Annotated in this window: 25 protein-coding genes; 12 read left to right on the top strand and 13 right to left on the bottom strand. The window is 63.2% G+C overall.

Annotation, left to right across the window (positions count from 1 at the left end):
- The first annotated feature begins 3 nt into the window (after positions 1-3).
- Positions 4-489, top strand: a complete 486-nt coding sequence (locus FGL95_RS28390; protein ID WP_169593706.1) for a VOC family protein — start codon at positions 4-6, stop codon at positions 487-489.
- A gap of 55 nt (positions 490-544) precedes the next feature.
- On the opposite strand, the gene FGL95_RS28395 is transcribed toward FGL95_RS28390, so the two are convergent.
- The 4 genes from FGL95_RS28395 to FGL95_RS28410 all read right to left on the bottom strand — a co-directional run bounded on the left by FGL95_RS28395 (position 545) and on the right by FGL95_RS28410 (position 4,104).
- Complete coding sequence (locus FGL95_RS28395; RefSeq protein WP_169593708.1) at positions 545-946, bottom strand: hypothetical protein; 402 nt, start codon at positions 944-946, stop codon at positions 545-547.
- Positions 947-1,229: 283 nt separating this feature from the next.
- On the bottom strand, positions 1,230-2,789 hold the full coding sequence (locus tag FGL95_RS28400; RefSeq protein WP_169593710.1) for an FAD-dependent oxidoreductase: 1,560 nt from the start codon (positions 2,787-2,789) through the stop codon (positions 1,230-1,232).
- Positions 2,790-2,801: 12 nt separating this feature from the next.
- On the bottom strand, positions 2,802-3,800 hold the full coding sequence (locus FGL95_RS28405; RefSeq protein WP_169593712.1) for an AurF N-oxygenase family protein: 999 nt from the start codon (positions 3,798-3,800) through the stop codon (positions 2,802-2,804).
- Between the two features lie 118 nt (positions 3,801-3,918).
- Entirely contained in the window at positions 3,919-4,104 is a 186-nt protein-coding gene (locus FGL95_RS28410; protein ID WP_169593714.1) for a hypothetical protein, read from the bottom strand.
- 49 nt (positions 4,105-4,153) lie between these two features.
- On the opposite strand from FGL95_RS28410, the gene FGL95_RS28415 reads away from it, so the two are divergent.
- Entirely contained in the window at positions 4,154-5,467 is a 1,314-nt protein-coding gene (locus FGL95_RS28415) for a glycosyltransferase (protein ID WP_169593716.1), read from the top strand.
- Here the strand turns inward: FGL95_RS28415 and FGL95_RS28420 are convergent.
- A complete protein-coding gene (locus FGL95_RS28420; RefSeq protein ID WP_169593718.1) occupies positions 5,457-7,502 on the bottom strand; it encodes an MDR family MFS transporter in 2,046 nt (681 codons plus the stop codon). The genes FGL95_RS28415 and FGL95_RS28420 overlap by 11 nt on opposite strands.
- A gap of 233 nt (positions 7,503-7,735) precedes the next feature.
- Between FGL95_RS28420 and FGL95_RS28425 the strand changes: the two genes are divergently transcribed.
- Genes FGL95_RS28425 through FGL95_RS28435 form a run of 3 tightly spaced genes read left to right on the top strand, consistent with a single transcriptional unit; the run spans position 7,736 to position 10,594 of the window.
- Positions 7,736-9,154, top strand: coding sequence for an MFS transporter (locus tag FGL95_RS28425; RefSeq protein ID WP_206072399.1), 1,419 nt, complete (start codon positions 7,736-7,738; stop codon positions 9,152-9,154).
- 9 nt (positions 9,155-9,163) lie between these two features.
- Positions 9,164-10,072, top strand: a complete 909-nt coding sequence (locus FGL95_RS28430) for a catalase family peroxidase (RefSeq protein WP_169593723.1) — start codon at positions 9,164-9,166, stop codon at positions 10,070-10,072.
- Positions 10,073-10,129: 57 nt separating this feature from the next.
- On the top strand, positions 10,130-10,594 hold the full coding sequence (locus FGL95_RS28435; protein ID WP_169593725.1) for an SRPBCC family protein: 465 nt from the start codon (positions 10,130-10,132) through the stop codon (positions 10,592-10,594).
- On the opposite strand, the gene FGL95_RS28440 is transcribed toward FGL95_RS28435, so the two are convergent.
- Complete coding sequence (locus FGL95_RS28440) at positions 10,591-11,193, bottom strand: hypothetical protein (protein ID WP_169593727.1); 603 nt, start codon at positions 11,191-11,193, stop codon at positions 10,591-10,593. The genes FGL95_RS28435 and FGL95_RS28440 overlap by 4 nt on opposite strands.
- Before the next feature lie 70 nt (positions 11,194-11,263).
- On the opposite strand from FGL95_RS28440, the gene FGL95_RS28445 reads away from it, so the two are divergent.
- Complete coding sequence (locus tag FGL95_RS28445; RefSeq protein WP_169593877.1) at positions 11,264-12,100, top strand: LLM class F420-dependent oxidoreductase; 837 nt, start codon at positions 11,264-11,266, stop codon at positions 12,098-12,100.
- 92 nt (positions 12,101-12,192) lie between these two features.
- Here FGL95_RS28445 and FGL95_RS28450 read toward each other — a convergent pair whose 3' ends face one another.
- Entirely contained in the window at positions 12,193-12,342 is a 150-nt protein-coding gene (locus FGL95_RS28450; protein ID WP_169593729.1) for a hypothetical protein, read from the bottom strand.
- 241 nt (positions 12,343-12,583) lie between these two features.
- Between FGL95_RS28450 and FGL95_RS28455 the strand changes: the two genes are divergently transcribed.
- From FGL95_RS28455 to FGL95_RS28470, 4 genes are read left to right on the top strand one after another with little or no spacing between them, the layout of a single operon-like run.
- Positions 12,584-13,759 carry a DUF4185 domain-containing protein gene (locus tag FGL95_RS28455; protein ID WP_169593731.1) on the top strand — a complete coding sequence of 392 codons (1,176 nt, stop codon included), beginning with the start codon at positions 12,584-12,586 and terminating at the stop codon, positions 13,757-13,759.
- 38 nt (positions 13,760-13,797) lie between these two features.
- On the top strand, positions 13,798-15,906 hold the full coding sequence (locus FGL95_RS28460) for a putative bifunctional diguanylate cyclase/phosphodiesterase (RefSeq protein ID WP_169593733.1): 2,109 nt from the start codon (positions 13,798-13,800) through the stop codon (positions 15,904-15,906).
- 36 nt (positions 15,907-15,942) lie between these two features.
- Positions 15,943-17,298, top strand: a complete 1,356-nt coding sequence (locus FGL95_RS28465; RefSeq protein WP_169593735.1) for a bifunctional lysylphosphatidylglycerol flippase/synthetase MprF — start codon at positions 15,943-15,945, stop codon at positions 17,296-17,298.
- 14 nt (positions 17,299-17,312) lie between these two features.
- Positions 17,313-18,197, top strand: a complete 885-nt coding sequence (locus FGL95_RS28470) for an LLM class flavin-dependent oxidoreductase (protein ID WP_169593737.1) — start codon at positions 17,313-17,315, stop codon at positions 18,195-18,197.
- Here the strand turns inward: FGL95_RS28470 and FGL95_RS28475 are convergent.
- Entirely contained in the window at positions 18,194-18,652 is a 459-nt protein-coding gene (locus FGL95_RS28475) for a hypothetical protein (protein WP_169593739.1), read from the bottom strand. The genes FGL95_RS28470 and FGL95_RS28475 overlap by 4 nt on opposite strands.
- 146 nt (positions 18,653-18,798) lie before the next feature.
- The gene (locus FGL95_RS28480; RefSeq protein WP_169593741.1) at positions 18,799-19,194 is read right to left on the bottom strand and encodes a nuclear transport factor 2 family protein; all 396 of its coding nucleotides are present in this window, start codon (positions 19,192-19,194) and stop codon (positions 18,799-18,801) included.
- Positions 19,195-19,243: 49 nt separating this feature from the next.
- Here FGL95_RS28480 and FGL95_RS28485 point away from each other — a divergent pair, with 49 nt between their 5' ends.
- Together FGL95_RS28485 and FGL95_RS28490 are read left to right on the top strand one after the other, a co-directional pair.
- Positions 19,244-19,738: a MarR family winged helix-turn-helix transcriptional regulator gene (locus FGL95_RS28485; protein ID WP_169593743.1), complete on the top strand. Its 495-nt coding sequence runs from the start codon at positions 19,244-19,246 to the stop codon at positions 19,736-19,738.
- 39 nt (positions 19,739-19,777) lie between these two features.
- Positions 19,778-20,212: a nitroreductase/quinone reductase family protein gene (locus FGL95_RS28490; protein ID WP_169593745.1), complete on the top strand. Its 435-nt coding sequence runs from the start codon at positions 19,778-19,780 to the stop codon at positions 20,210-20,212.
- A 58-nt stretch (positions 20,213-20,270) separates the two neighbouring features.
- Here the strand turns inward: FGL95_RS28490 and FGL95_RS28495 are convergent, their stop codons facing one another.
- From FGL95_RS28495 to FGL95_RS28510, 4 genes are read right to left on the bottom strand one after another with little or no spacing between them, the layout of a single operon-like run.
- A complete protein-coding gene (locus FGL95_RS28495; protein ID WP_169593747.1) occupies positions 20,271-21,170 on the bottom strand; it encodes a hypothetical protein in 900 nt (299 codons plus the stop codon).
- 15 nt (positions 21,171-21,185) lie between these two features.
- On the bottom strand, positions 21,186-21,992 hold the full coding sequence (locus tag FGL95_RS28500; RefSeq protein ID WP_169593749.1) for a hypothetical protein: 807 nt from the start codon (positions 21,990-21,992) through the stop codon (positions 21,186-21,188).
- Complete coding sequence (locus FGL95_RS28505) at positions 21,989-22,984, bottom strand: hypothetical protein (protein WP_169593751.1); 996 nt, start codon at positions 22,982-22,984, stop codon at positions 21,989-21,991. Before FGL95_RS28505 ends, FGL95_RS28500 begins: the two co-directional genes overlap by 4 nt.
- Positions 22,984-23,970 carry a hypothetical protein gene (locus FGL95_RS28510; RefSeq protein ID WP_169593753.1) on the bottom strand — a complete coding sequence of 329 codons (987 nt, stop codon included), beginning with the start codon at positions 23,968-23,970 and terminating at the stop codon, positions 22,984-22,986. The genes FGL95_RS28505 and FGL95_RS28510 overlap by 1 nt, the downstream gene beginning before the upstream one ends.
- Positions 23,971-24,005 lie beyond the last annotated feature (35 nt).

Below are 24,005 nucleotides of genomic sequence, written 5' to 3' on the forward strand. Positions count from 1 at the left end.
TACATGACAGACGAATTCGAGGTCCAGCGGGAACGGATCCGTGAGCAGTACCTGAAGCCCACCGATTCGCGGCCGACGTCGTCGGCGCGCGGCTTGCACCACACCGCGCTCATCAGCAGCGACGTCGAGCAGACCGTCCGGTTCTATCAGGAGCTGCTGGAGTTTCCGCTCACCGAGGTGATCGAGAACCGCGACTACCCAGGCTCGACGCATTTCTTCTTCGACATCGGCAACGAGAACCTGCTCGCGTTCTTCGACTTTCCCGGACTCGAGCAAGGTCCGTACCAGGAGGTCCTCGGCGGTCTGCACCACATGGCCATCAGTGTCGAGCCCTCCCGTTGGGAACGGTTGCGCGACAAGCTCGCCGATGCCGGCGTGGAGTTCGTCGAACACAGCGGCGCATCGATCTACTTCAAAGATCCAGACGGTGCCCGCATCGAGCTGATCGCTGATCCGCTCGGCGAAATGTATGGAACGAAGGTCCTCTAACCACTCGTGAGTCTTTTTGGAGTCCAGGGACTCCAAAAAGACTCACGAGTGTTGGTCAGTCGTCGAGGGCGTCGAGGACGCTGATCGTCACGCCGTAGGGCAGGAATCGCACCTTGCGGGTCGGATCGACGTTGTCCTTGTGCGCGCGAAGCGCATCGAGCTCGGTCGGGAACGCTTGCTCGACCCGGGCTGCGCCAGCGTCGTCGTGGGTGTAGATCACCCACACGCCCTCTGCCTTCTCGACCGTTTCCGGCGCAGGCTCTTTGGGTGAGCGCGGTTTCGGTCGAGCCGCCCCGCCGCCGATGTCGTCCATGAACGATGCCCAACCTGAGCGATCGCCCGACTTGTCGATGAACCGGCTGACCAGGTCGAATGCCTCGCGCAACCCTTCGCTCGCCTCGGCGACGACGCGGTCGAAATCTTCGGGATCGAATCCGAACGGTCCGTGTTGACTCACGTGGTCCTCCTGTTGGTCACCGGTCACACTCCAGTGTCCATACTTTCGAGGCTGCGCGCTAAGTCCGGTCGCTTTAAGAAAAGGTCGCTAGAAGAAAAAGACTGTCGCCGCCCCGGCGCCGACCATGAAGAGGGCAGCGGCGGTTATTTCGGCGACCAGAGCAGCGGTCAGCCGAAAGCCGAGGGACGGTGTCTTCTTCAATGGGTTCCTCCGATACGCGGGTCGTTGACCTAAGTTTCCGCGCACCGGAGGACGCCCGAAAGGCCCCTTTGGGTGATGGTTGCTAACCCTTGTCGCGAACCCGGCCCTGCTCAGCGCCCCGACGGCGTTCGGCCGCGTCGATCTCGGCCCAGCCCTTCCGGTCGACAAAGCCGTCCCGGTGACGCTTGAGGAACTTCTTGAGATCGGACCGCTTGCGGGTCGGCGTGTTCAGGCGGTGCGCATTGAAATCCTCGATCAGATTCTCGATCGTTTCGTGCGCACAGCTCTTGTTCGTACCGATGAATCCCGACGGACCGCGTTTGATCCAGCCGGTCACGTAGGCACCCTCGCTCGCGGTCACACGACCGTGCTCGTTGGGCACCGTGCCTGTTTTGGCATCGAAAGGCAAGTCCGCCACTGGCTTTCCGTGGTAGCCGATCGACGTCAGGACCAGTCCGGTGCTGATCGACTCACGGTCGTCGCCGCGAGCGAACTCGATCGCTTCGACGTGGTCGATGCCATGCACTGCCGCGGGGGAGAGCAGGTAGCGGAAGACGATTCGGCGACGACGCGGATTGATGCTCGTGGCGTCCTTGAGTTCGTCCAGCGCCGCAAGCTTCTTCGTCACCGCATGACCGAATTCGCCCGTCGGGCGCTCGACGCCGACGCGATCGACGAAGACGTCGAAGTCGTCGTGCGCCAGCAGACCGGTCAGCTCGGGGACCGTGAACGCCGATTCGGCCAGGCCGCGTCGAGCGACGATCACGACTTCCTCCACCTTGCTGCTGCGCAGCGCGGCGAGTGCGTTCTTGGTGATGTCGGTCTTCGCGAGCTCTTCGGGATCGGACACGAGGATCCGAGCCACATCGAGAGCGACGTTTCCGTTGCCGACGATCACCACACGCGATTGCGAAAGGTCGAACTGGTGGTGGGCATGGTCGGGGTGACCGTTGTACCAACCGACGAACTCGGTCGCGGTACCGACGCCGGGCAGGTCCGCACCCGGTACGTCGAGGCGACGATCAGCCGACGCCCCGACCGCGTAGACCACCGCGTGGTGGGACTGCAGCAATTCGTCGTGCGTGATGTCCTTGCCGACCTCGACATCGAGGAAGAACTCGAACCCGCGCTCCTTGGTGATCTTGTCGAACAGCTGAGTGACCTGCTTGGTCTTCTGATGGTCGGGAGCGACCCCGGCACGGACCAAGCCGTAAGGCGTCGGGAGCCGATCGAACACATCGACTTCGGCGCCGGGCTGCTTGAGGACCTCGTCGGCTGCGTACATTGCAGCCGGCCCGGACCCGACGATCGCGACGCGCAGGTTGCCGAGGTCGCTGCGGGCCGAGGTCGACTCGACCATCGGCGCCAGCAACGGGTAACTACCGCGTGGCGTCTTGTAGAAGTCCGCATTGATCTGCAGGAACGGCGTGTCTTTCGGCGCGAGCTTGCTGTGCGGCACGATCGCGTCGACCGGACACGCGGTGATGCAGGCACCGCAATCCACACAAGATGTGGGATCGATGTGCAGCATCTCCGCGGTCAGGAAGTCGGGCTCGTCCGGCGTTGGGTGAATGCAGTTGACCGGGCACGCGTAAACGCACGAGGCATCACTGCAACACGACTGTGTTACGACGTGTGGCATAAGGAGGTTCTATCAGCTCACCAGCGCCAGCGGGGTGCGCTCGGGCTCGCTACGGAAGCGCGACGGTCGACCGCCGATCTTCAGGACCTTCCACAGCACCTTGGATACCGGGTTCATCAGGCCGAGTTCGTCCGCGAGCAGACGAACGTCACCGAAGTAGCCGCTGAGCGTCTTCTTCGACTCGGGCAGCTCCCAGAAGAGGTCCTTCTTGACCGACTTCGGGATATCGAACTCGGCCCAGAACTCGGCCGGGGGCACGACGATCACGTCGGCCAGGATGCGCATGATGACCGGGTAGACCAGCGACAGCGCGAACTTGCCGATCGGGCCGTTCTCCGGGACATGCTGACGAAGGAACTCGTGTGCGAACGAGATGTGGCGCGCCTCTTCGGCGACGTGAATCCGCATGACGCCCTTGACGATGGGGTGGTAATCGCCATCGCTGCGCAGGTACGACTTCTGGATGTGGTCGATCGGCTCTTCGCCGGCGAGCACGCCCATGAAGAAGATCGAGGGGAACGGCCACGCCGCGACACCGAGGAACGGTGCTGCGAGGCGCATGATCGGACCGAAACCGGGCACATCGGCGCCGCTACGGTTGACCAACTCTTGGAACATCAAGGTGTGGTTGCACTCTTCGATGACCTCGTGCGTGGCGTACTTGAACTCGGCCGAGTTGTTCGGCAGCGTCGACAAGTAGGTCATGAAGCCACGAATAAGGATCTGCTCGAACAGCAGTCCGACCTTGGCGACGTTCGCCTGGCGGTACATGCCGATCTTGATCTGCTGGTCGACAGGAAGGGCCTTGTACCAAGGATGGCGGCCGAGCGGGTCGATCTCCGGGAGAATCCACCGGGGGTCGTTGTCCACTACCTGAAATTCGGGGGCGTCCCAGTCGATGTCGACATAGGGATCGAAGCTGCGATGGATTGAGCCATCGGACAAGCGTTCGAGCATTTCGACGTAGGTTTCGCTCTCGCCAGCGGCGTTGCGCGATTCGGTCGTAGTCATTGCGCGTCCTTTCACGGCTCAGACTGCATTGTCTGTGTCTGTGTTTGACAATAACACCTAAGTTGTACAAATGGTGGACCGGTCGCGCAAAGTTGACCAGACGGAGACCTGGATTGGGCTAGCTACCTGCGGGGACGGCGTGCGAAATATAAATCTTCCAATTGCCGTCAGCTCGGCGCCAGAACACGTCGACACCGTTGAAGTCGGTGGGCCACTGGGTGAGGACCTGCTCGATCGCAGCCTTTCGCCACGATGCCCATGCGGACGGCATAGGCAGAACGACCGATGTGCGCGGACCGTCCACGGCGATACCTTTCGTGCAACATTAGCGCCGCGAACGAAAGAGGACAGCAATGGCGAGGTTTCTGATCTGTGCGCATCCGATCACTGGTCACGTCAATCCATCCGTGGAGATCGCGCGCGCCCTGGTCGAGCGTGGTCACGAGGTCAAGGTCTACACAGGGCTGAAGTTCAAGGCGAAGATCGAGCGAGTCGGCGCACAGTTTGCGCCGATGACGCTTGCGTACGACTACGACGATGCCGACTACGACGCCGCTTTCCCCGGCCGGTCGAGCCACAAGGGCCTGGCGCAGATCAAGTTCGATTTCAAGCACATCTTCATCGAGCAGGGTCCGGCGCAGGCGGAAGACTTGCGGGAAATCCTGCGCCGCTGGCCTGCCGTGGTTGTCTCGGATCCGGGGTTCGTCGGGGCGAAGCTGCTGCACGACCTCGGCGAGCTGCCGCAGTGGGCAGTCGTCAACATCGGTGTGCTCGGACTGCCCAGCACCGACGTACCACCGTTCGGCATCGGAATGCTGCCGAACTACTCCGCGCTCGGCAAGCTGCGCAATCGCGTCATCTCGTTCGTCGCGAACAAGATCGTCTTTCGCGACGTGAACGCATTCCTGCGATCGACGCGGGCGACCATGGGCCTTCCGCGGGAGCAATTTTCGCCGATGTTTTCCGACCAGCTCTACCTCCAGCCGTCGATTCCAGCGATCGAGTACGCGAGGTCCGATCTCCCTCAGAGCGTGCATTTCGTCGGCGCCGTCCTGCCACAGTTCACTGGAGAGTTCGACGAGCCGTCCTGGTGGAGCGAGGTCGTCGACCGCCGCAAGCCGGTCGTGGTTGTCACCCAGGGGACCGTCGCCACCGATGGTGACGAGTTGATCGCCCCGACGCTGCGGGCTCTGGCCGATCAGGACGTGCTGGTCGTGGCGACTACGGGCGGTAAGGAACTGCCGCGGCAGGTCCCTGCCAACGCGCGTGTCGAGAAGTTCGTGCCGTTCGACGAGTTGATGCAGCACGCCGATGTCCTCATCACGAACGGCGGCTATGGGGGAGTGATGTTCGCGTTGTCACACGGCGTCCCAGTCATCTGCGCGGGCACGACCGAGGACAAGCCGGAGGTCGGGAACCGGATGGCCTACAGCGGCGTCGGGTTGAACCTGAAGACGAACCGCCCGACCGACGAACAGATTCTCGACTCGGTGCACAAGGTGCTGGGCGACAATGCCTATCGCACGAACGCGCAGCGCATCGCCGGGGAACTTGCCAAGCATGACGGTCCGGCAGAAGCCGCGACGCTACTGGAGCGACTGGCACTCACTGAGCAGCCCGTGGTTCGAGGTGACGATGAGTTGCGCTGGGCATCAGTCACGCACTGACGAGTTCGTCGTCCAACTGCTCACGGATCACACGGGTGACGATGCGGTCCAGCGCGTCGTCGATCATGGTTTCCTTGTCCGAGCCGGACTTTTCGACGGGTAACCAGTCCGCCAGCTGTTCGACCAGCCACGACCGCCACGCCGCACGGACCTTTTCGGCCTCGGCGACCCCAGCGGGTGTGACGCTGAGCAGGTCGCCGTCGCGCTCGATCACGCCTTCCTCGACGAGGTCGTCGTAGAACGTCGTCAGCACCCCGGGCGGAATGCCGATGTGCTTTTCGAGCGCGGACTGCGGCACCGGGCCGTGCATGAGGCGGCTCGGTGTGTAGACGCGCGAGAGCCCCCACGCCTTTGCCAGGTCCAGGCGCGAGCCAGACCTGGCGAGGACAGCGGGCGCCGCGCGCGGACCGTACTTCTCGATTACGCGGCCGATCAACGTCTCCAGTTGCGTTTCCGGATTCGAGCCGGTCGACATCGCGAAGCCGTCGCCGGTTCCGCGAGCGGATTCCTTCACGACGCCGCGGAGGGTCACCTGTGGCAGGAAGATCGCCAAAGCGAGACCTACGACGGCGACCGGGACCGCCAAGAGAAATACGTGCTGCAACGCGTCGGTGTATGCCGCGACGATCGGCGCGCGGGCCGCGTCGGGGAGTTTGTGTAGCGCGTCCGGTGTCGAAACCAGCTTGGGGTCTCGCACCCCGCCGGCGACCAATGCCGCTGGCAGGCCGGTCTCCAGGTTGTTGGCATAGATCGTCCCCATGACCGATGCGCCGAACGATCCGCCGAGTGTGCGAAAGAAGGTCACACCCGAGGTAGCCGAGCCCAGGTCGCGGTAGTCGACGGTGTTCTGTACGACGAGCGTCAGGACCTGCATCACCAAGCCGATGCCACTGCCGAGAATGAGCATGTACAGCGATTCGAGCCAAATCGAAGTTGTCGCATCCATTCTCGACAACAAGTACAGACCGATCGCCATCACTATGGTGCCCGCGATGGGGAATTCCTTGTAGCGACCGGTCTTTCCCACGACATTCCCGCTGGCGATCGCAGTGACCAACAGGCCCAACACCATTGGCAACATTCGCAGGCCGGACTCGGTGGCGGTCGTGCCGTTCACGTACTGCAGGAAAGTGGGAAGGAAGGTGATCGCGCCGAGCATCGCGAAGCCGACGATGAAACTGAGCACCGATGCGATGGCGAAGACCTTGCTGCGGAACAGGTGCATCGGAAGGATCGGCTCGTCGGCACGAAGTTCGACGAAGACGAAGACCGTCAGCGCGATCACGGAACCGACGAACAGCCCGATGATGGTCGCCGAGCCCCAGGCGTATTGCGTTCCGCCCCATGATGTTGCGAGCGTCAGTCCCGTTGCTCCGAGCGCGACGAACAAGACGCCGAGGTAATCGACCTTGGGCTTCGCGGTCGAGGTGATGCCGGGAATCGTCCGTGCGGCAAGAACGATCACGATGAACGCGATCGGGACGTTGACATAGAACGCCCATCGCCACGAGAGGTGATCGGTGAAGAGCCCGCCGAGCAGCGGGCCGATGACGGTGGTTACACCGAATACCGCACCGAGCGCGCCTTGATACTTGCCGCGCTCGCGCAGCGGAATCACGTCGGCTATGAGCGCCGTTGCCGTGACGGCGAGACCGCCGCCGCCGATGCCCTGTACGGCGCGCGACGCGATCAGCATCTCCATATTCGTCGCGAGACCGCAGAAGAACGAACCGATGATGAAGATCGTGACGGACAGCTGAAAGATCCTCTTCCGGCCGAAAAGGTCACCGAACTTTCCGGCGAGCACGGTCGAAATAGTTTCTGCCAGAAGATAGGACGTGACGACCCAGCTCATATGACCTGCGCCGCCGAGGTCGCCGACGATGGTCGGCAACGCCGTCGCGACGATGGTCTGGTCGAGTGCCGACAGCAACATTCCGAGCACGATCGTCGTGAATACGAGATTGATCTGCACTCGCGACAGCGCGCGAGGAATCGGTGTCGCCGCATTGGTTTTCGCCAGGTCTTGACTCATAGCGTCCCCGCATTCAAGGTCGAGCCCGAAATCCGCTGATCGCCAGCTTATTCGCGCAGTCGCAGCCCGGGTCGGGAATGAGTCAGTCGGCGACCGGGCCCACCGAAGGAATGCGGAGTGCTGTGCTCGGCGTTACCTGTCAGAGGGTCGTGCCAATGTCGACAGTGATCCACCCTCGAAGACGATCATCGGAGAACACCCGACTCATGACGCAAAACCTGACGAGGAACCCCGTGACCGAGCCGGTCGCGGCAGCCGAATCGGCGAAGTCGCCTACAGAGCTGTCCACGATCGCGGTGACCACTCTCATCGGTGGGGCATTCCTGCCGATCCTCTCGTTCTTCATCATCAATGTGGCGTTGCCGTCCATCGGGTCGGATCTGGGGGCGTCGAAGGCCGGCCTGCAACTTGTGGTCGGCACCTATGGAATCGCGAACGCGACGCTCGTGGTGGTCGGCGGCAGGCTGGGTGATGCGTTCGGTCGGCGCCGACTCTTCTTGATCGGTATGGCAGGGTTCACGGTTTTCTCGCTGCTTTGCGGTCTCGCGCCGAACATCTCGACGCTGTTGGCCTTCCGAGTCGGTCAGGGTGCTGTCGCAGCGCTCATGACGCCCCAGGTCCTGGCGACCATCGCTGCGGTACTGACCGGTTCGAGCCGAATCCGCGCGGTCGGCATGTTCGGCGCCGCGGGCGGCGTCGGCGCCGCCGTCGGCCAGATTCTGGGCGGCGTATTGGTTTCGGCGGACATCGCTGGACTCGGTTGGCGCACGGTATTTTTCGTCAACATTCCGGTGTGCGTCATCGTATTCATCGCTGCCTACCGGGTGATTCCCGAAACGAAAGCGTCGGTCCGCCTTCCTGTCGATGGCATCGGCGCGTTGTTGCTCGGCACCACGCTGGTCATGCTGCTCCTTCCGTTGACCGAAGGGCGCGCACTCGGCTGGCCGATCTGGACCTGGGTGATGTTGCTGGCGGTCGTACCGCTTGCCGTCGTCCTCGCAATGCATCAACGCTGGTTCGAGCGGTCCGGCAGGGCGGCACTGGTCCCGCCGTCAGTCCTTCGATTGCGCGGCATGCGAATCGGTTTGATCATCGGCATTGCCTTCTTCTCTACCTTCGGCGGGTTCATGTTCGTCTTCGCGATCGCTACGCAGGGCGAAGGCGGCATGTCGCCGTTGGAAGGTGGCCTGACCTACCTTCCACTCGCGGTCAGTTTCATGGCGGTGTCGGTCTACAACGCAAAGCTGCAGGAGCGTTACGGTCCGAGCATTATCGTGCGAGGCTGGGCGATTCAGGCTGTCGGCTATCTCGCCTGTGCCGCGGTCGTTGCCGCGCGATGGCCCGATGTCGGCCCACTCACTCTGGCGATCCCTATGTTCGTGATCGGCCTCGGTGCGGGGCTGGTGATGATGCCGCTGTTCGGAGTCGTGATGGCCCAAGTGCCGCAAGAGCAGGCAGGCCTCGGGAGCGGCATCCTCATCACCACACAGCAAACCTGCATCTCGCTGGGTGCTGCAACGGTGGGCACATTGTTCTTGATTCTCGCCGGCAGCAGTTGGGGGCAAGGCGGCGCGCTCACGGCTGTCGAAGTGATGATCGCGATCGTGTCGATCGCCGCTATTCCAGTAAGCCTTGGGCTGACTCGCAAATAGGATAGATCGATGGTCACTCCTGAAGACGCGATAGCGGCGGTTCACGACACTTTCGGCGCGCACCCGGGCTATCGAGCGTTGCACGCCAAGGGATTTCTCTACAGCGGTCAGTTCACCGCCACTCCCGAGGCTGCTGGGTTGTCACGCGCCGCGCATTTCGACGGGAACGCCGTCCCCGCGTTGATCAGGTTTTCCAACGGGTCCGGCGACCCTGAGGCTGCGGATTCCAGGCCCACTGTCCGAGGGATGGCGGTGAAGCTGACGCTGCCTGATGGATCGACCACCGACATCTCCGCACAGACCGCCCGGCTGTTCGTCGCAAACTCGCCGGACGGCTTCGTCGAGTTCGTTCGGGCGGCCAAACCGAGTGCGGCATCGGGATATCGCTTCGCGAAGTTCGCCGCGCGCAATCCGGAGGTCTTTCGAGGGCTGCGCCAGAATGCGGTAGCGGCGAAGATCCCTGCCGGATACTCGACAGTCGAGTATCACGCATTGCACGCGTTCCGCTTCGTCAACGCGGCGGGGGAGTCGAGATATGTTCGCTACCACTGGATCCCGGTCGACGGCGAGGAATTCGTCTCGCTGCTGGCTGCCAGGTCGAAGCCTCGCGACTTCTTGACCGAGGAGTTCGATTCGAGGCTTGCGCGTGGCCCGGTGCGGTTCAAGCTGCAGACGCAGCTCGCTGGTCCGGACGATTCCTCGGTAGATCCCTCCGCGCCGTGGTCGAGCGACGAGAGAGTCGACCTCGGCACGCTCGAGATCACCGGCATCGAGACCGAGCGCGAGCGCGACGGTGAGGTCATCGTCTTCGATCCCATGAACGTGACCGATGGGATCGAGCCGTCGGACGATCCGGTCCTGCATTTCCGAAGCAAGGCCTACTCGATATCGGTGGGCCTGCGCATCAAGGGCGCCTGAGCCGGATGTCCGATTTGCGTTATTCTCGACGCGTCCATTGACCCACTTGGAGGCGAAATGTCGGGCAGCGAGATCACGCTTTCCCAGCCAGTGAATGCACCCGTTGGCGATGTGTGGGCTGTGCTCACCGACATCGAAGGCACGGCGGACGTCCTGTCGGGTTTGACTCGCGTGGAGCGGGTGGCCGGCAGCGGGTTCGAAGTCGGCACGCGGTGGCGCGAGACCCGCAAGCTCATGGGCAAAGAGGACACCATGGAGATGTGGGTTGCCGAGGTCGATCCGCTGACTCGGACCGTCATCAAGTCGAACGCGCGCGGGGTGGACTACACCACGGTTTTCGAGCTCACGCCCGACAATGCGGGAACGAAGCTGGCGATGACGTTCGGTGCGGTCAGCGGCCCGTCGGGCGCTATCGAGAAGGTCGTTGCCACTGTGACCGCGCGCATCGGGGCAGCGATCACGAAGAAAATGATGTCGCAGGACCTACGGGACATCGCCGCAGCCGCCGAAGCGCGCGCTTAGAGCTTGCGCGCGTCGACTCGTAGTGTCCCGTTGTCGGGCAGTGTCGCTTCGACGTAGTGAACCGCGGGAGCAGTGAACCCGACATTTCGCGAGTAGAACTTGACCACTGTCGAGTCGCCGGTCGTCGTGAGTTGTGGCGCAAAGAATTCCAGTCCGGCTGCGTGGACGGTCGCGACTGGCTCGCGGGCTGTCGCCGGATCGGTGATCGGCGCGGCGTAGATGACGCTACTGAAATCCACGATATCGCGTGCCCACTGGGTGGCGGATTGTCCGGTAGAACAGGCCCGGAGGACGGCGGTCGCGTTTTCCAGCGAGCCGGGAACCTTGCCGAAGAGTCGCGAATCGGGCAGGACGACGAAGGTCTGCGATCCGACATCGGTGACCGCGGTGGTCGACGCGGAGTAGTACCGACATTCGTTGACGACAGCGCCGATCTTGACGTCGACTTTGCTGCTTGCGATGCCGTAGCTGCTAGCGAACGCCGCCTTCACCCGGTCGACCGGGTTCTCTTCCTCCGCGTCCGCGGAACAGGACGAGCACAGCAAGGCGAGTGTCACAGAGCCGGCGATTCCGGCGGTGCGAAGCAATGTGAGTGCCACGAATCCACGGTACTGGCGGCTGGGCACCTTCAGTTTGCGGATGAGAACGTGTTCTAATTCGGGGATGAGCCTGCGATACGGGATCGTCCTGTTCACCAGCGACCGTGGCATCACGCCGGCGGACGCTGCGCGCGTTGCGGAGGCCAACGGCTTCCACACGTTCTACGTGCCCGAGCACACCCACATACCAGTCAAACGCGAAGCCGCTCACCCTGGCACGGGTGACGCGAGTCTTCCTGACGACCGCTACATGCGCACCCTCGATCCCTGGGTTGCGCTCGCCACGGCGTCGGCGGTGACCGAACGCATCGAACTCGGGACTGCGGTGGCACTTCCTGTCGAGCACGATCCGATCACTTTGGCCAAGACGATCGCGACGCTCGACCACCTCTCCGGGGGTCGCGTGCTGCTGGGTGCCGGATTCGGCTGGAATACCGACGAACTCGCCGATCACGGCGTGCCCCCAGGCAAGCGCCGTACGGCGCTGCGCGAGTATCTCGAAGCAATGCGATCGCTGTGGATCGACGAGGAGGCCAGCTACGACGGCGATTTCGTGAAGTTCGGTCCCAGTTGGGTGTGGCCGAAGCCGATTCGCGTCCCACCCGTCATCGTCGGTGCAGCGGGGACAGCCAAGACCTTCGAATGGATCGTCCGTTCGGCAGACGGTTGGCTGACGACTCCGCGTGAGACCGAGATCGACGACAGCGTGCAATTGCTGCGGCGGATGTGGGCTGATGCGGGCCGAGCTGGATCGCCGCGCATCATCGCGCTCGACGGTCGGCCGGACCTGGCGAAGCTCGCGCATTGGGAAGAGATCGGCGTCACCGACATTGCGTTCGGTTTGCCAGATCGTTCCGCTGACGAGGTCACGGCCTACATCGAGAAGTTGGCAGGAAGGCTGGCGTAGCGCGGCCATGCCGCATAGGAATTTGTTACGCGCAAACGCAATTGCGCTTGCGTCGAACAAAAAGCCCTGCGGCGGGCGTGGTCCGGAACCGACTAACTGGGTGCCGGCGGAAAAACGAACATGAACACGACGGCCATGTTGACCATCAGCAAGGCGATGAGCGCGAGTACGAACGTGAAATCGGATGGGCCGTCGACCTGCAACGGTTTTGCGTCTGCGGACACGTCTTTGCTGGCTTCCATGGATCAAGCCTCGCGAACGGCGGTTCAAGTTCTCTTAACGGCGGCTTAACGCCTTCCTGACGACTCGATTAGATAACCCTTTGGTAGAGGTTTAGAGTTTCGGCGGTTTCGTGGGTGAGACTGTCCGCGAAGCGCTTCGGCGCGCCACCACGCACCTGGACCAGGAGTCGGAATGGGAAAAATCCTCGGCGACATCATGCAACTCTTCTTCGACATGTTCAGCGGCGGCAGTAGCTAACTCATGCGTCGAATCGGAATTGCTCTCTCGGCGACCTGCCTGGCGGCGACCGTGCTCACGGCAGGCGCGCCGACCGCGTCGGCCGGGCCCTGCACCGGCGGCACCGGCAGCCTCGGCAGTTCGGCGTCGAGTGGAAGTTCGTTCGGCGGCACGAATCCGATCCCGTGGTTGAACGGCAGCGATGGCGGCCTGCCGAACCTGAAGGGTCGTTCGCAGGCGGTCGCCCACCTCACGGGCCTGGACAGTCCGAACGACTCCGTCCGCCGCTTCAATGTCGTCGGCACCGACCTCGGCATCATGTGGGACAACGGCTCGGGCCAAATCCTCACAGCATTCGGCGACACCGTCGGCGTCTCCAGGCAACCCTTTTGTGAAGGCCTGCTGGGGGATTGGCGGAGCAACGTCCTTTTCCGGTCGACCGACCACAACCTTGCCGACGGCATGACGATCGACAGCGCTCCGCTCGACGGCGACCGGCACGCCAAGGAGATCATTCCGAGCAAGAAGATCGACGGCGTCGAGATGACCACGATCCCGACAGCGGGGGTCGAGGCCAACGGCATTCAGTACATCAACTTCATGTCCGTTCGCAGCTGGGGCGAACCCGGTGAATGGGTCACGAACTTTTCGGCGTTGGCGTCGTCGGTCGACAACGGAGAAAAGTGGAAGGTCGATCTGACGACGGTTCGACCGAACGATCCCCTGACCGGGAACGGCAACTTTCAGATGGGCGCGTACGTCAAAGACGGCGGGTTTGTGTATTTGTTCGGCACACCGTCGGGGCGGAAGGGCTCGGTGTCGTTGGCACGGGTCAAGGAAGCAGATTTCGCCAATCAAATTGCGTACGAATACTGGGACGGCCACGGCTGGACGCCGACCGTGCCTGCCGCTGCAACCCCGGTGATTGCGGGACCTGTCGGGGAGATGTCCGTCGCGTACAACGACCATCTGCGCAAGTTCATTGCGCTATATTCCGACGGGTCGAATCCTGCGGTGATGCGTGTCGCCGACCGTCCTGAAGGACCATGGGGGAGCCCGGATGTGCTGATCGGAAGTCGCGAGGTGTCCGGGATGTACGGTGCGTACATTCACCCGTGGTCGAGCGGTCGAGACCTCTATTTTGTGGCGACAACCTGGTCTGACTACAACGTCATGCTGATCAAGGCGACCCTGCCGTAACTTGTTCGGTCCGACCCGTGTCCGGATACGATCGCGAGATGGCCGAAGCGGATAACCGCCACCTGGCGGAACTGATCTGCGGTGCATTCGCTCGGGCCTCTACTGAAGCGGTGGTCGTCGGCGATCCGAGCGGACTGATCGTGGAACTGAATTCGGCGGCCGCCGACATGTTCGGCTATGCGCGGGAGGAATTGCTCGGCCGCCCAGTCGATGTGCTGTTCCCGCCTGCCCTGCTCGAACGGCAGACTGCGGCGCTGTCACGGTTGCGTGAAACTCGGACTCCGCGGGTGCAGGGCCGCCGTTTCACGATGACCGGGCTGCGCAGCGACGGCGAAATGCTTCCGCTGGAGGTGTCGATGAGTGAAACCGACGCCGACGATCCAGCACTCGGCGGCGGGTATGTCGTCGCGTTTGCGCGCTCTCGGATGGAGAGCAGTGGTGCACCTGCGATCGCAGATTCCGATTCATGGGAGACCTTCGAGAGCGTGACTGCGATTCTCGAGTCGGCGCCGGTTCTCGTCTTCGCAGTAGACACCGCAGGAATCATTCGAGTATCCACAGGCGGTGTGCTGAAAGATCTCGGCTTTCAGCCTGGTCAATTGATCGGCGAAAGTATCCACACGGTCTATGCCGATCGACCCGATATCTACGCGAACAACATGCGAGCACTCTCGGGCGAGGAATTCCGTGTTCGCGTTGCGATCGGCCCGCACATCTACGACACCCAATACCGTCCACTGTTCACCGCAGGTGGCGCGTTGAAAGGCAGTCTGGGCATCACCACCGACGTGACCGCTCAGGTGGTCAGCGAACAAGCACTTCGGATGCTCGCCGAGACGGACGCGGTCACGGGGTTGGGTAGTCGCGGACAGATCGAGCAGGAACTCGCCGCAGCCTTCGACTCAGGCGGACCGCTGACGCTGTTGTTGGTGGATCTCGACGATTTCAAGGACATCAACGATTCGCACGGTCACTTGGTCGGCGACGTCGTGCTGCGCCGAATCGGCGGACGGATGCGTCGAATTGTGGGCAGCACAGCAATTTTGGGCCGCTTGGGTGGCGACGAACTGATCGTCGGGCTCCATTCCGACGACCTCCTAGAGGTATCTTCGATCGCGGACAAGATCCTCGGCGAGATTTCGCGGCCGATGCGCATCGAGGTGGATGCCGGAGAGCAAATGACCGAACTCGACGTCAGCATCACGGCGAGCATCGGAATTGCGGTGGCCCCTATGGATGGCGACAGTCCGTCGAGCTTGCTGACGCACGCCGACAGCGCGATGTACGCGGCGAAACGCTCGGGTCGTGCGTCGCACCGCTTCTATCGCGCGGACGCAGATCGGGCTGGTCGACGCCTGCAGGTGTCCACTCGGCTGCGTAGCGCCATCAAATCGGGAGCGCTCGACGTCGAATTCCAGCCGATCTGCCGGCTCGCGGACGGGAAAGTAGCCGGGTTCGAAGCGCTGGCGCGTTGGAACGATGCGCGCCTCGGTCCGGTGAGTCCGGACGAGTTCATTGCTTTGGCAGAGTCATCGCCGTTGATCGACGACCTGTTCGACCTGGTGCTGCACAGATCGTTGGAAGCGGCCGCTGCCTGGAATGCCGGTCGGGGCTCGTCGGCTGACTTCGTCTCCATCAATATCAATGTCGCTGCACGGCAACTGCGCGATCCTGGGCTACCGGATCAAATCATTCGTGCTGCTGACGCGGTCGGCCTGCCATATGGATGCGTCGCGATCGAGCTGACGGAAACGGCCGTCATGGAGAACGCAGCGCGAACATGGGGAGTTCTCAGGGCGATCAGCGGTGCTGGGATTCGCGTACTCATCGACGACTACGGCGTCGGCTATTCGAATATGGCTCGCTTGGGCGAGCTTTCGGGAGCGGGGATCCTCGAAGGAATCAAGATCGACCGGACCTTTGTTGCCGACCTACCTACCGACCGAGCGAAGACGTTGCTGACGATGTTCCTGACGATGACGCGGTCACTCGGAGTTTCCGCTGTCGCGGAAGGGATCGAGAGCGACGAACAGCTGCGGACACTGCTGGGCCTCGGGTGTGTGATCGGCCAGGGCTGGCATTTCGCCAAGCCGATGTCGAGAGACAGTGCGGTCCAGCTGATTCTGGACGGCGGCATGATCAAATAAGGCGACGAATGTCGTTAGGGCGGCTAAACTTGCCTAATGCACGTCCGGGTAACGACGCGTTCCGGGTTGCGCGAGGGGATCAACGGCTCCGGGGCGGGGGTACTCCGACCCCTCGCCAGCTTCTGCGTATTGCTGATCAGCGTCGTGCTCGCCTACTCGGCGATACGCGCAGCACGGGAAGGGACTGCCGAAGGCTGGTTGTTCGCGGCAGCACTCTCTGGTTTGTTCGTTGCCCGTGGCCTCCACCTGCGGCGGCCGATATCGCTGGCGCACACGACCTTCGCCGTACTTTTCATTGCGTTCGGCGATCTCGGATATCGTGCCGATTACCAGACCGTCGGCTTCGTCCTGATCGGCGCTTCAGGGTTCGTCTTCATGTTGGCGCCGCGCAGCAAGCCCCAGCCGCAACAGCTGTGTGCCGTCGCGGCATTGGTATCGCGGACCATCGACGATCCACTCGCGCCGTTCGCGCTGCACTCGTGGAAGAGCTACTTCTTCAACGAAGGCCAGACCGCTGCCATTGCCTACCGGACGCGGGCCGGAATCGCCGTCGTCGCGGGCGATCCGATCGGTGCAGCACAGGACTTTCCGCTGCTGATCGCCGACTTCTCGGCGTTCGCGCGCGATCACGGTTGGCGGGTCGCAGTGCTCGGTGCCGGGGAGCGGTGCCTGCCGCTGTGGCAGGCGCAGTCGGGTGGCCGGGCGGTGCCGATCGGGCGCGATGTCGTCATCGATGTCGACGACTTCAACCTGGAGGGACGGCGCTTTCGAAACTTGCGCCAAGCCGTCAGCCGGACCCACAACTTCGGTATCAAGACCGACATCGAATGGGAGGCTGCGCTTTCCGAATCGACGCGGGCCGAACTCATGGGAATTGTCGACGAATGGCATGCAGGACATCAGAATCGTGGATTCTCGATGATCCTCGATCACCTGCTCGACGGACGCCATCCGGGCATGCTCGTCGTGATAGCTCGCGACTCGCACGGCAGGGCAGTCGGGTTCCAGCGGTACGGAACCTCAGCCGGCGGTCGTGAGCTGAGTATCGACGTGCCGTGGCGGACGCTCGACGCTCCGAACGGCGTCGACGAGCGCATGACCATCGACGTCATCGACTATGCGAAGGACACGGGTGCGAACCGGGTTTCGTTGGCGTTCGGCGCTTTTCCGGAGTTGTTCGCCGACGAACCACAGACCCGGTTGAGCCGGATTGCCCGCGCTCTTGTTCATGTCGGCGACCCGCTGCTCAACCTTGAATCGCTGTACCGGTTTCTGCGGAAGTTCCACGCATTTGCAGACCGCCGATACGTGCTCGTTCGCGTCCGTGATCTGCTGCCCGCGGTTTTCGCCATGTTGACCCTCGAGTTCGTGCCACACCGCCTCGAGTACTGACCTACCGTCAAGCGATGGATATCGGAATCGCCCTGCCAACGATGTGCCGGGGCTACACGCGCGCGACAACGATCGACTGGTGCAAGCTCGCTGACCAAGGCCCGTTCTCTTCCATCTCGTGCGGTGAGCGCGTGACCTTCCACAATCCCGATATGTGGACGACCCTTGCGGCCGCCGCGGCACTCACCGAACGGCTACGCATCTTCGTCAATCTCTCTGTGTTGCCTGCTCATCCGGCCGCGCTGGTCGCCAAGCAGACGGCGACGCTCGACGTCCTCTCCGGCGGCCGGGTCACCTTGGGTGTCGGCGTCGGCGGTCGTGAGCACGATTACAGCGCAATGGATTCGGGTTTCGACCGGCGGCACGCACGATTGGACGAGGGCGTCGCGGCGTTGCGGGCATTGTGGTCCGGTGCGCCACCGTTCGACGGCGCCGACCCTATCGGTCCGCAGTGCGTGCAACGGGGCGGACCGCCGCTTCTCGCGGGCGCGCTCGGACCGAAATCGCTTGCGCGCGCGGCCGCGTGGGCCGACGGAGTGATCGGTTTCAGCGTTGCCGGTCTGCCTGCCGAGATCACCTGGGCAGCCGATGCTGCGCGCAGCACCTGGGACCGCGCTGGACGTGACGCACCCCGACTGGTGAGCGGCTGCTTCTACGCCGTCGGTGTACCCGAACCCGCAACTGTGTTGCGCGCCTTCACGGCCGAATACCTCGCGATCTTCGGCCGCGACAATGTCGCGTCGTTCGCCTCGTCGATGACGACCTTCGACGCCGACGCGGTGAACCGGGCTCTGGACGGTGCCGAAGCGGCAGGCCTCGACGAATTCATTCTCGTGCCCGCTGCACCCGAGCTCGCCGTTCTCGAGGCCACAATCGACCTGGTGCAGCGACGCCGTTAGACGGTGATATCGCCGATCGCCGTGACCCACGACGGTGCGTCGCGTACAGCCCATGCCGCGGTGTCTCGGCCGAAATGGGTCACGAACTCCACGCGCAGCAACGGCATGTGTGCGACATGGTTGAGGTGGTGCCTGGCGATATCTGTCTTGCGCACGTCGAGCAGCGAAATCTCGAGCGGATGCACCGACCCCTTCATCGAGAACCACAGCTGCGTTCGGGTGAGAATCAGGGTTCCGACGCCGAGCACCTGGCTGTCGGCCAAGGAGTTCAATCCGAAGAAGCCGGCCTCGTCCGAGAGCAGGATGCTGTCTGGATCGATCTGCTCGGCGAACAGTGTTGCGGCGCGACGCTTTCGCATCTTGTTGCCTAGCTTCCATCCTTGCGTCGCGATGACCCGCCACAAAAGGGCAAACAGAACGAACGTCATCAGCAACACGACGATCAACTTCACCATCTGCGGATCCTCACGCCACGTCGCGCGCCGGCGGCCGGTGTGCCACCAGTTGGCTCTGGCACCGTCACACCCCCTGACCTCTGCGTTGTCGCGAGAATATCAATCAGACCGGCAGGCGGCCGGTTTGGTCGGTTCGACGGCGTTGGTCAGAGGGGTTCGTAGCAGTCGTAGGTTTCCTGTAGCACTACCCGGCCGTCGAGGTACTTCAGGAACATGGCGACATGGGCCCGAAGCTGGTCGCCAGGCTGCAAGTTTGCCATCGGTATCGCGAGCGATGCCGTCCACGTAAGCTGCAGCGTCACAACATCTTCCGAAGCCATCGCCGACGTGACGTCGTAGCGCTGCTCGGTCAGCAGCGCCTTCCCGCGATGCGATGCCGCGAGCATCGCGTCCAGTCCGCGTGTTCCACCGTTCGGGGAGACGAGGCTCGGGTGCTCCACCTGGACCGCGTCTGGGTGGTAGTAGCCGCGCAAGTCCTCGCCGACGGCACCGGTTTCGATTGCGCTCAGCAGTTTTCGTGCGTGTTCTATGTGTTCACTCATATGCACAACCATAGTTGTGTAATCTGCCTTGTCAAGGCACGATGGGGATATGAAGACCGAGCACCTCGATCCGAATGGTTTGGACATCGCGACGCTGGTGATGCTCACCGGCGCCGCAGCACGGGAGATCGTCACCGACCGTGTGCACAAAGCAGGTTTCGACGATGTGCGTCCGGCGCACGGTTACGTCTTTCAATGTCTGATCGACGGGCAACCGACTATCTCGGAGATTGCGCGGACCCTCGGAATGACGCAGCAGGGTGCGTCGAAGTTGGTCGTCGATCTGGAGAAGCGCGGCTATGTGTCGCGAGTCCCAGATCCGAGCGACAGCCGTGCCCGCACAGTCGAACTCACCGAACGAGGCCGTCAGTGCATCGACGCGGCACGCTCGGCACGCGCGGACCTCGACGCTGCGCTCGTCCGAGCGATCGGCGCCGAGGATGTGGGTCGGCTGGCGGGCCTCCTCGCGTCGCTCATCGAAGTCCTCGGAGTGAACGCGTCGATCGCTGGACGGTCCGTCAAATTGCCCGAGTGGGAACGCTGACCGCAGGCGTAAGTTTGCTTTCGAGGAGAGGAGTGACCCATGAACCCGATCGGGAAAAAGCTGATGGCCAGCGGAAACAAGATGATGTCGGCGTTGTATCGACGCTCGAACGGAAAGATCGGCGGCAAGGCGAAAGCCGGTCTGCCGGTAATTTTGTTGACTGTGCCGGGGCGAAAAACGGGCGAGCCACGGACCGCACCGATCTGCTATTTCAAGCAGGACGACAGCTACATCGTCGTCGGGTCGGCAGGCGGAATGAAGCCCGAACCGCAGTGGGTACGCAACCTCGCCGCTGCTGGCGGCGGCCAGGTCCGCAATGGTGCCGACCAGTTCGGCGTGACCGCACGCTTCACCGAAGGTGCCGAGTGGGAACACCTTTGGAACGACGTTGTCATCGCAAAAGCGCCCTTCTTCGCCGACTACGCGACGAAATCGGGCCGAGTTCTCCCGATAGCGATCCTCACGCCGAACTAGCCCTCGTGAGTCTTTTCGGAGTCTATAGACTCCGAAAAGACTCACGAGGGTTGATGATTCAGCCCAGCTCGACGACTGTGCCAGGGCGGGCCAGCGATGCGACGGTGATCTTTCCACCCTTGGCTGCGCTGATGATCTGGCCCTGCCACGCCGTGAAGCACGATGCGGCTTCACTGTTGTAAACGCGGTCGAGGATCGGGGTCAGCACCTTCGCAACTTCGCCTTCCGCCGCGATCAGCTGCGCCCGGTACGGACCGTAGTAGGGCAGGATCGCTTCCAGCACAACGGCTGTGATCCCCTGAACGTTGGTGATGATCGGTGCCAGCACCGGCTCGTACTGGGAGATCACCGGCGCGATTTCGGCCAGCACCGGTCCGACCAGTTGCAGTAGAGGCTGGTACACCGAGCCCAATGCGAACGCCTCCGACGAGAACGCTCCGGCCATAGGCGCCAGACCGATCAGTGAGGCAAGCCCGCCCTGCCTCTCGGCCGCGGGCCACCCGAGCGGGCAGGGCGGCTGTGTCGCAAGGGGACTTGCGTCGAACGGACTGGCTGTGCCTGGCGTCGTGCCGATCGGGACCGACTCACCCGGTGAGCCCGGCGTGATCGGAGTGCCGGGGGAGACGGGCTTCGCAGGTGCACCGGGCGCCGCAGGAGTGCCCGGCTTGGCTTGCGCGAGCGGAACCGATGGACTCGTGTTCCCGGGCTTGATCGTCACTGCCGAGTTGGGTGCGCCGGGTGCAGGCGTCGGAGCGACCGCTGGCGGCGGAACCGGGGCGGCCGCCGCAGGCGCAGTAGCATTCGCCACCTGTGCTTGGGGAATGACGACGGCGACCTGATCGTTTCGGTCGGCGGTCAGGCCGGTGACGGCGACAGCACTGCCGATGACAACCAGTGCCGAGACCACTCGGATCGCGCCCGCCAGCCGATTACGCGGCGCTGGTGTTGAGGTAGTCATGTGTGTGGCTCCTGTTCAGTTGCCTGGCGGCGGGGATTGTGGGGCAGCGGAATCCGGCTCGAATGTGCCCTCGAGGTGCCACACGCCGGTGAAGCCGTTGAACGGGCCACCGACGATCAGGCTCGTCCATTGCAAGGTGAACCTCTTCGACTTGGCGTCGTAGGTCCCGGTCGCCGACGGACCGGTAGCGGCGTCGGTATTGGGGGCGTTGAGCCATTGGCGAGCGACCCAGTCCCACACCTGCTTCACCTGGGCGGCGCCGGCAACTTGGGGCCCCACCTTCTCCGGTGGTTTCGGTGCGCCCTGGTTGAACTCCTGGTTGTTCCACGACGCGGCCCACGCCGACAGATCAGCGGTCAGGGTGCCGTTGTTGTCGACGACCTTCGGCGTCGCGACCGCGTGCTGGGTTTGGGGATCGACCGCATTGGTCGAGATGCCGAACTCGACCGCGAAGAACTTGGTCGGCTTGGTGATCGACGCCGCCAGCGAATGTCCGTCCGCAAAACCGGGATTCGGCTCGCTCTGGAATCCGCCGGTCCGCAGACCGCCTTCGGTGCCGGGCTCGAGCAAAGTCGCCGTCCCGTTGATCGCCGGTGAGTCGCCGTTCGGCATGAACGGCCCCTTCTCCGGCGTTCCACCCGGCTGCACCATGCGAAACCATGTGCCGCTCAACGTGTCTCCGTCGGCTTTGCCAGGTTCGAGGCGCAACAGGCCGACCAGCTCCTGTGGTCCGCTGGCAGGCGCATCGTCCTTGTCGCTACAGCCGGACACCGCGATGGTGCCGATGGCGAGCAGGGCAACTATGCGAGTCGCAATTTTCATGTCCGAACTCCTTCGCGTACAACGGATCGCGCGACGGCCGCTCCGACTACAAGACCGGGTATCACGAAGAACCAGCCGATCTGGGCGAAGGCGGCAAAGCCAAGCGGACGGGTCGTGTTGTCAAGGGCAACAACAGCGTCGAAGTTCTCGATGTTGTCGTTCATCGTGCCGATCAGGTTGGCGAATTCCGATGTCATCGGTTGCCATCGCGCGTGCAAGGTGTCGATCGCCCGCAAGTCTGCGTCGGGGTGGGCGGCGCGGACGTCTGTGGCGAACCGGCTGTCGATTTCGCCTTCGGCACCGACCAGAGTGACGAAATATCCCTGGACTTTTCGTACTTCGTCGTGGGTGAGGATCGGCTTGAAGCCGTCGAGCACCGGCCCGGCTGCGGAAGCATGTGCAAACAGCCCCAATGCAATCGGCGTGGCGATCAGAATCGCTGCCAGTACGCCTGCACCTACTTCGGCGACCCGCGTCGAGCGGCCACCGACTGCCCTGCGCGCCCCGACGATGCCGATCCAGACGAGTCCGGCGCCGGGCAGCGCGAGCAACCACGGCAGCGTCCCGAAGGGCGGGAGGTCGGTCAAGCGCTCGAAATCGCTGCGGTTGTCGTCGATTGCGTCGAGCATCGTCGTCATGTCTGCGCGAATGCCGGGGTAGTCCCGCACGAACGTGTCGACGTAGCGATACTCGCCATTCGCCTGCCCTTTGTTCTGCAGCGCAACGACGTTCGCCTGGGCGTCGCCGAGCACCGCGAGGTCGTCGCGATAACGCTCGACACTCGACGATGTTGTGAGCGGTTGGAACGACGCGAGCATTGCCTCGCCCTGGACGGCTCGGAGAAACATGCCGGTGACGAGCGGTCCGAGGATCAGGCCGAGTCCGACGACGACGATCAGAACGAACGGCCAGCGCGAGCGACTCGGCGCTGTTGCGACGTACTCCGGCGGCAGCGCAGCCGATTCAATGGCCGCGCTACCGGGTAGTGCCATCACCGACCTCGTCGTCGCGCAATGCGGTCGGCGTTGGTGAACACGGCAACAGCGACGATTGCAAGGATGAGCAGCCCCGGGACGAGCCAGACGGGAGGCCGATCTTTTCGGGGCAGGTCAACCGTTCTCGCGGCCAAGTTCGGATCGCCAGCGACGACTGGCTGTGCCGCGGCGGGTGCCGGGGTTGGCGCTGCGGCCTCTGCCGGCGCAGGTGCTACGACTCCTGGTTCGGCCGGGGGCGCCCCCGGGACGGTCGGGGGAGCGGCGGGTGGTGTGGCGACGGGTGCAGCCGCGGGTTCGGTCGGAAGACCGGATCCGCGGTATTGCCCGGCGAGGTGCCACAGGCCGGTGAAGTTGTTGAACGGTCCGCCGACGATCTGACTGGTCCACTCGATGACGAAATTGCCTGCGCCGTCGATGGTTCCGTGAATCGGGCTCGTTTTGCCGTCGTAGCTACCGCCCGGCTTCGGGGCCCCCTGGTTGAAGACCTGGTTGTTCCAGGTCACTCCGAGGCTGCTCAGGTCACCCGAGAGTTCGGACCCGTTCGCATAGATCTGCGGTACGGACGTCCCTGAGCCCGTTTGCGGGTCGGTCGAGTTCGTCGCGGTGGCGAAATCGACGCCGTAGAACCGAACCGGTGTCGTGACCTGCCCAGACCGCGCATTGCCTGAGCCGTCGAACGCTGCTGCCGGCTGCGGTTGGTAGCTGCCGCTGACCAAGCCGCCGTCGCTGCCAGCCGAAAGCGGCGTCACAGTCTGATCGCTGCACGTCGAGTCACTGTTCTGGAGATATGGCCCGGACGCATCGCCCGTCGGCAGGATCATCCGAAAGAAGCTGCCGGATACCGAGCCACCACTGCACACTCCTGGCGCGAGCGCGAGCAAGCCGTTGAGCGGCGTCGGCTGGGCGTTGGCGAGCGGCGGTGAAATCAGCGCGAAACCGAGGACGGCCGCGGCTGCCCCGAAGCGGAGGCATCTCCGTCCCATTTTGTTGTCCTTTGCGATCGTCTGGATGGCATCGC

The sequence above is a fragment of the Antrihabitans stalactiti genome (assembly GCF_012932915.1).
In the GTDB taxonomy this organism is placed as follows: domain Bacteria; phylum Actinomycetota; class Actinomycetes; order Mycobacteriales; family Mycobacteriaceae; genus Antrihabitans; species Antrihabitans stalactiti.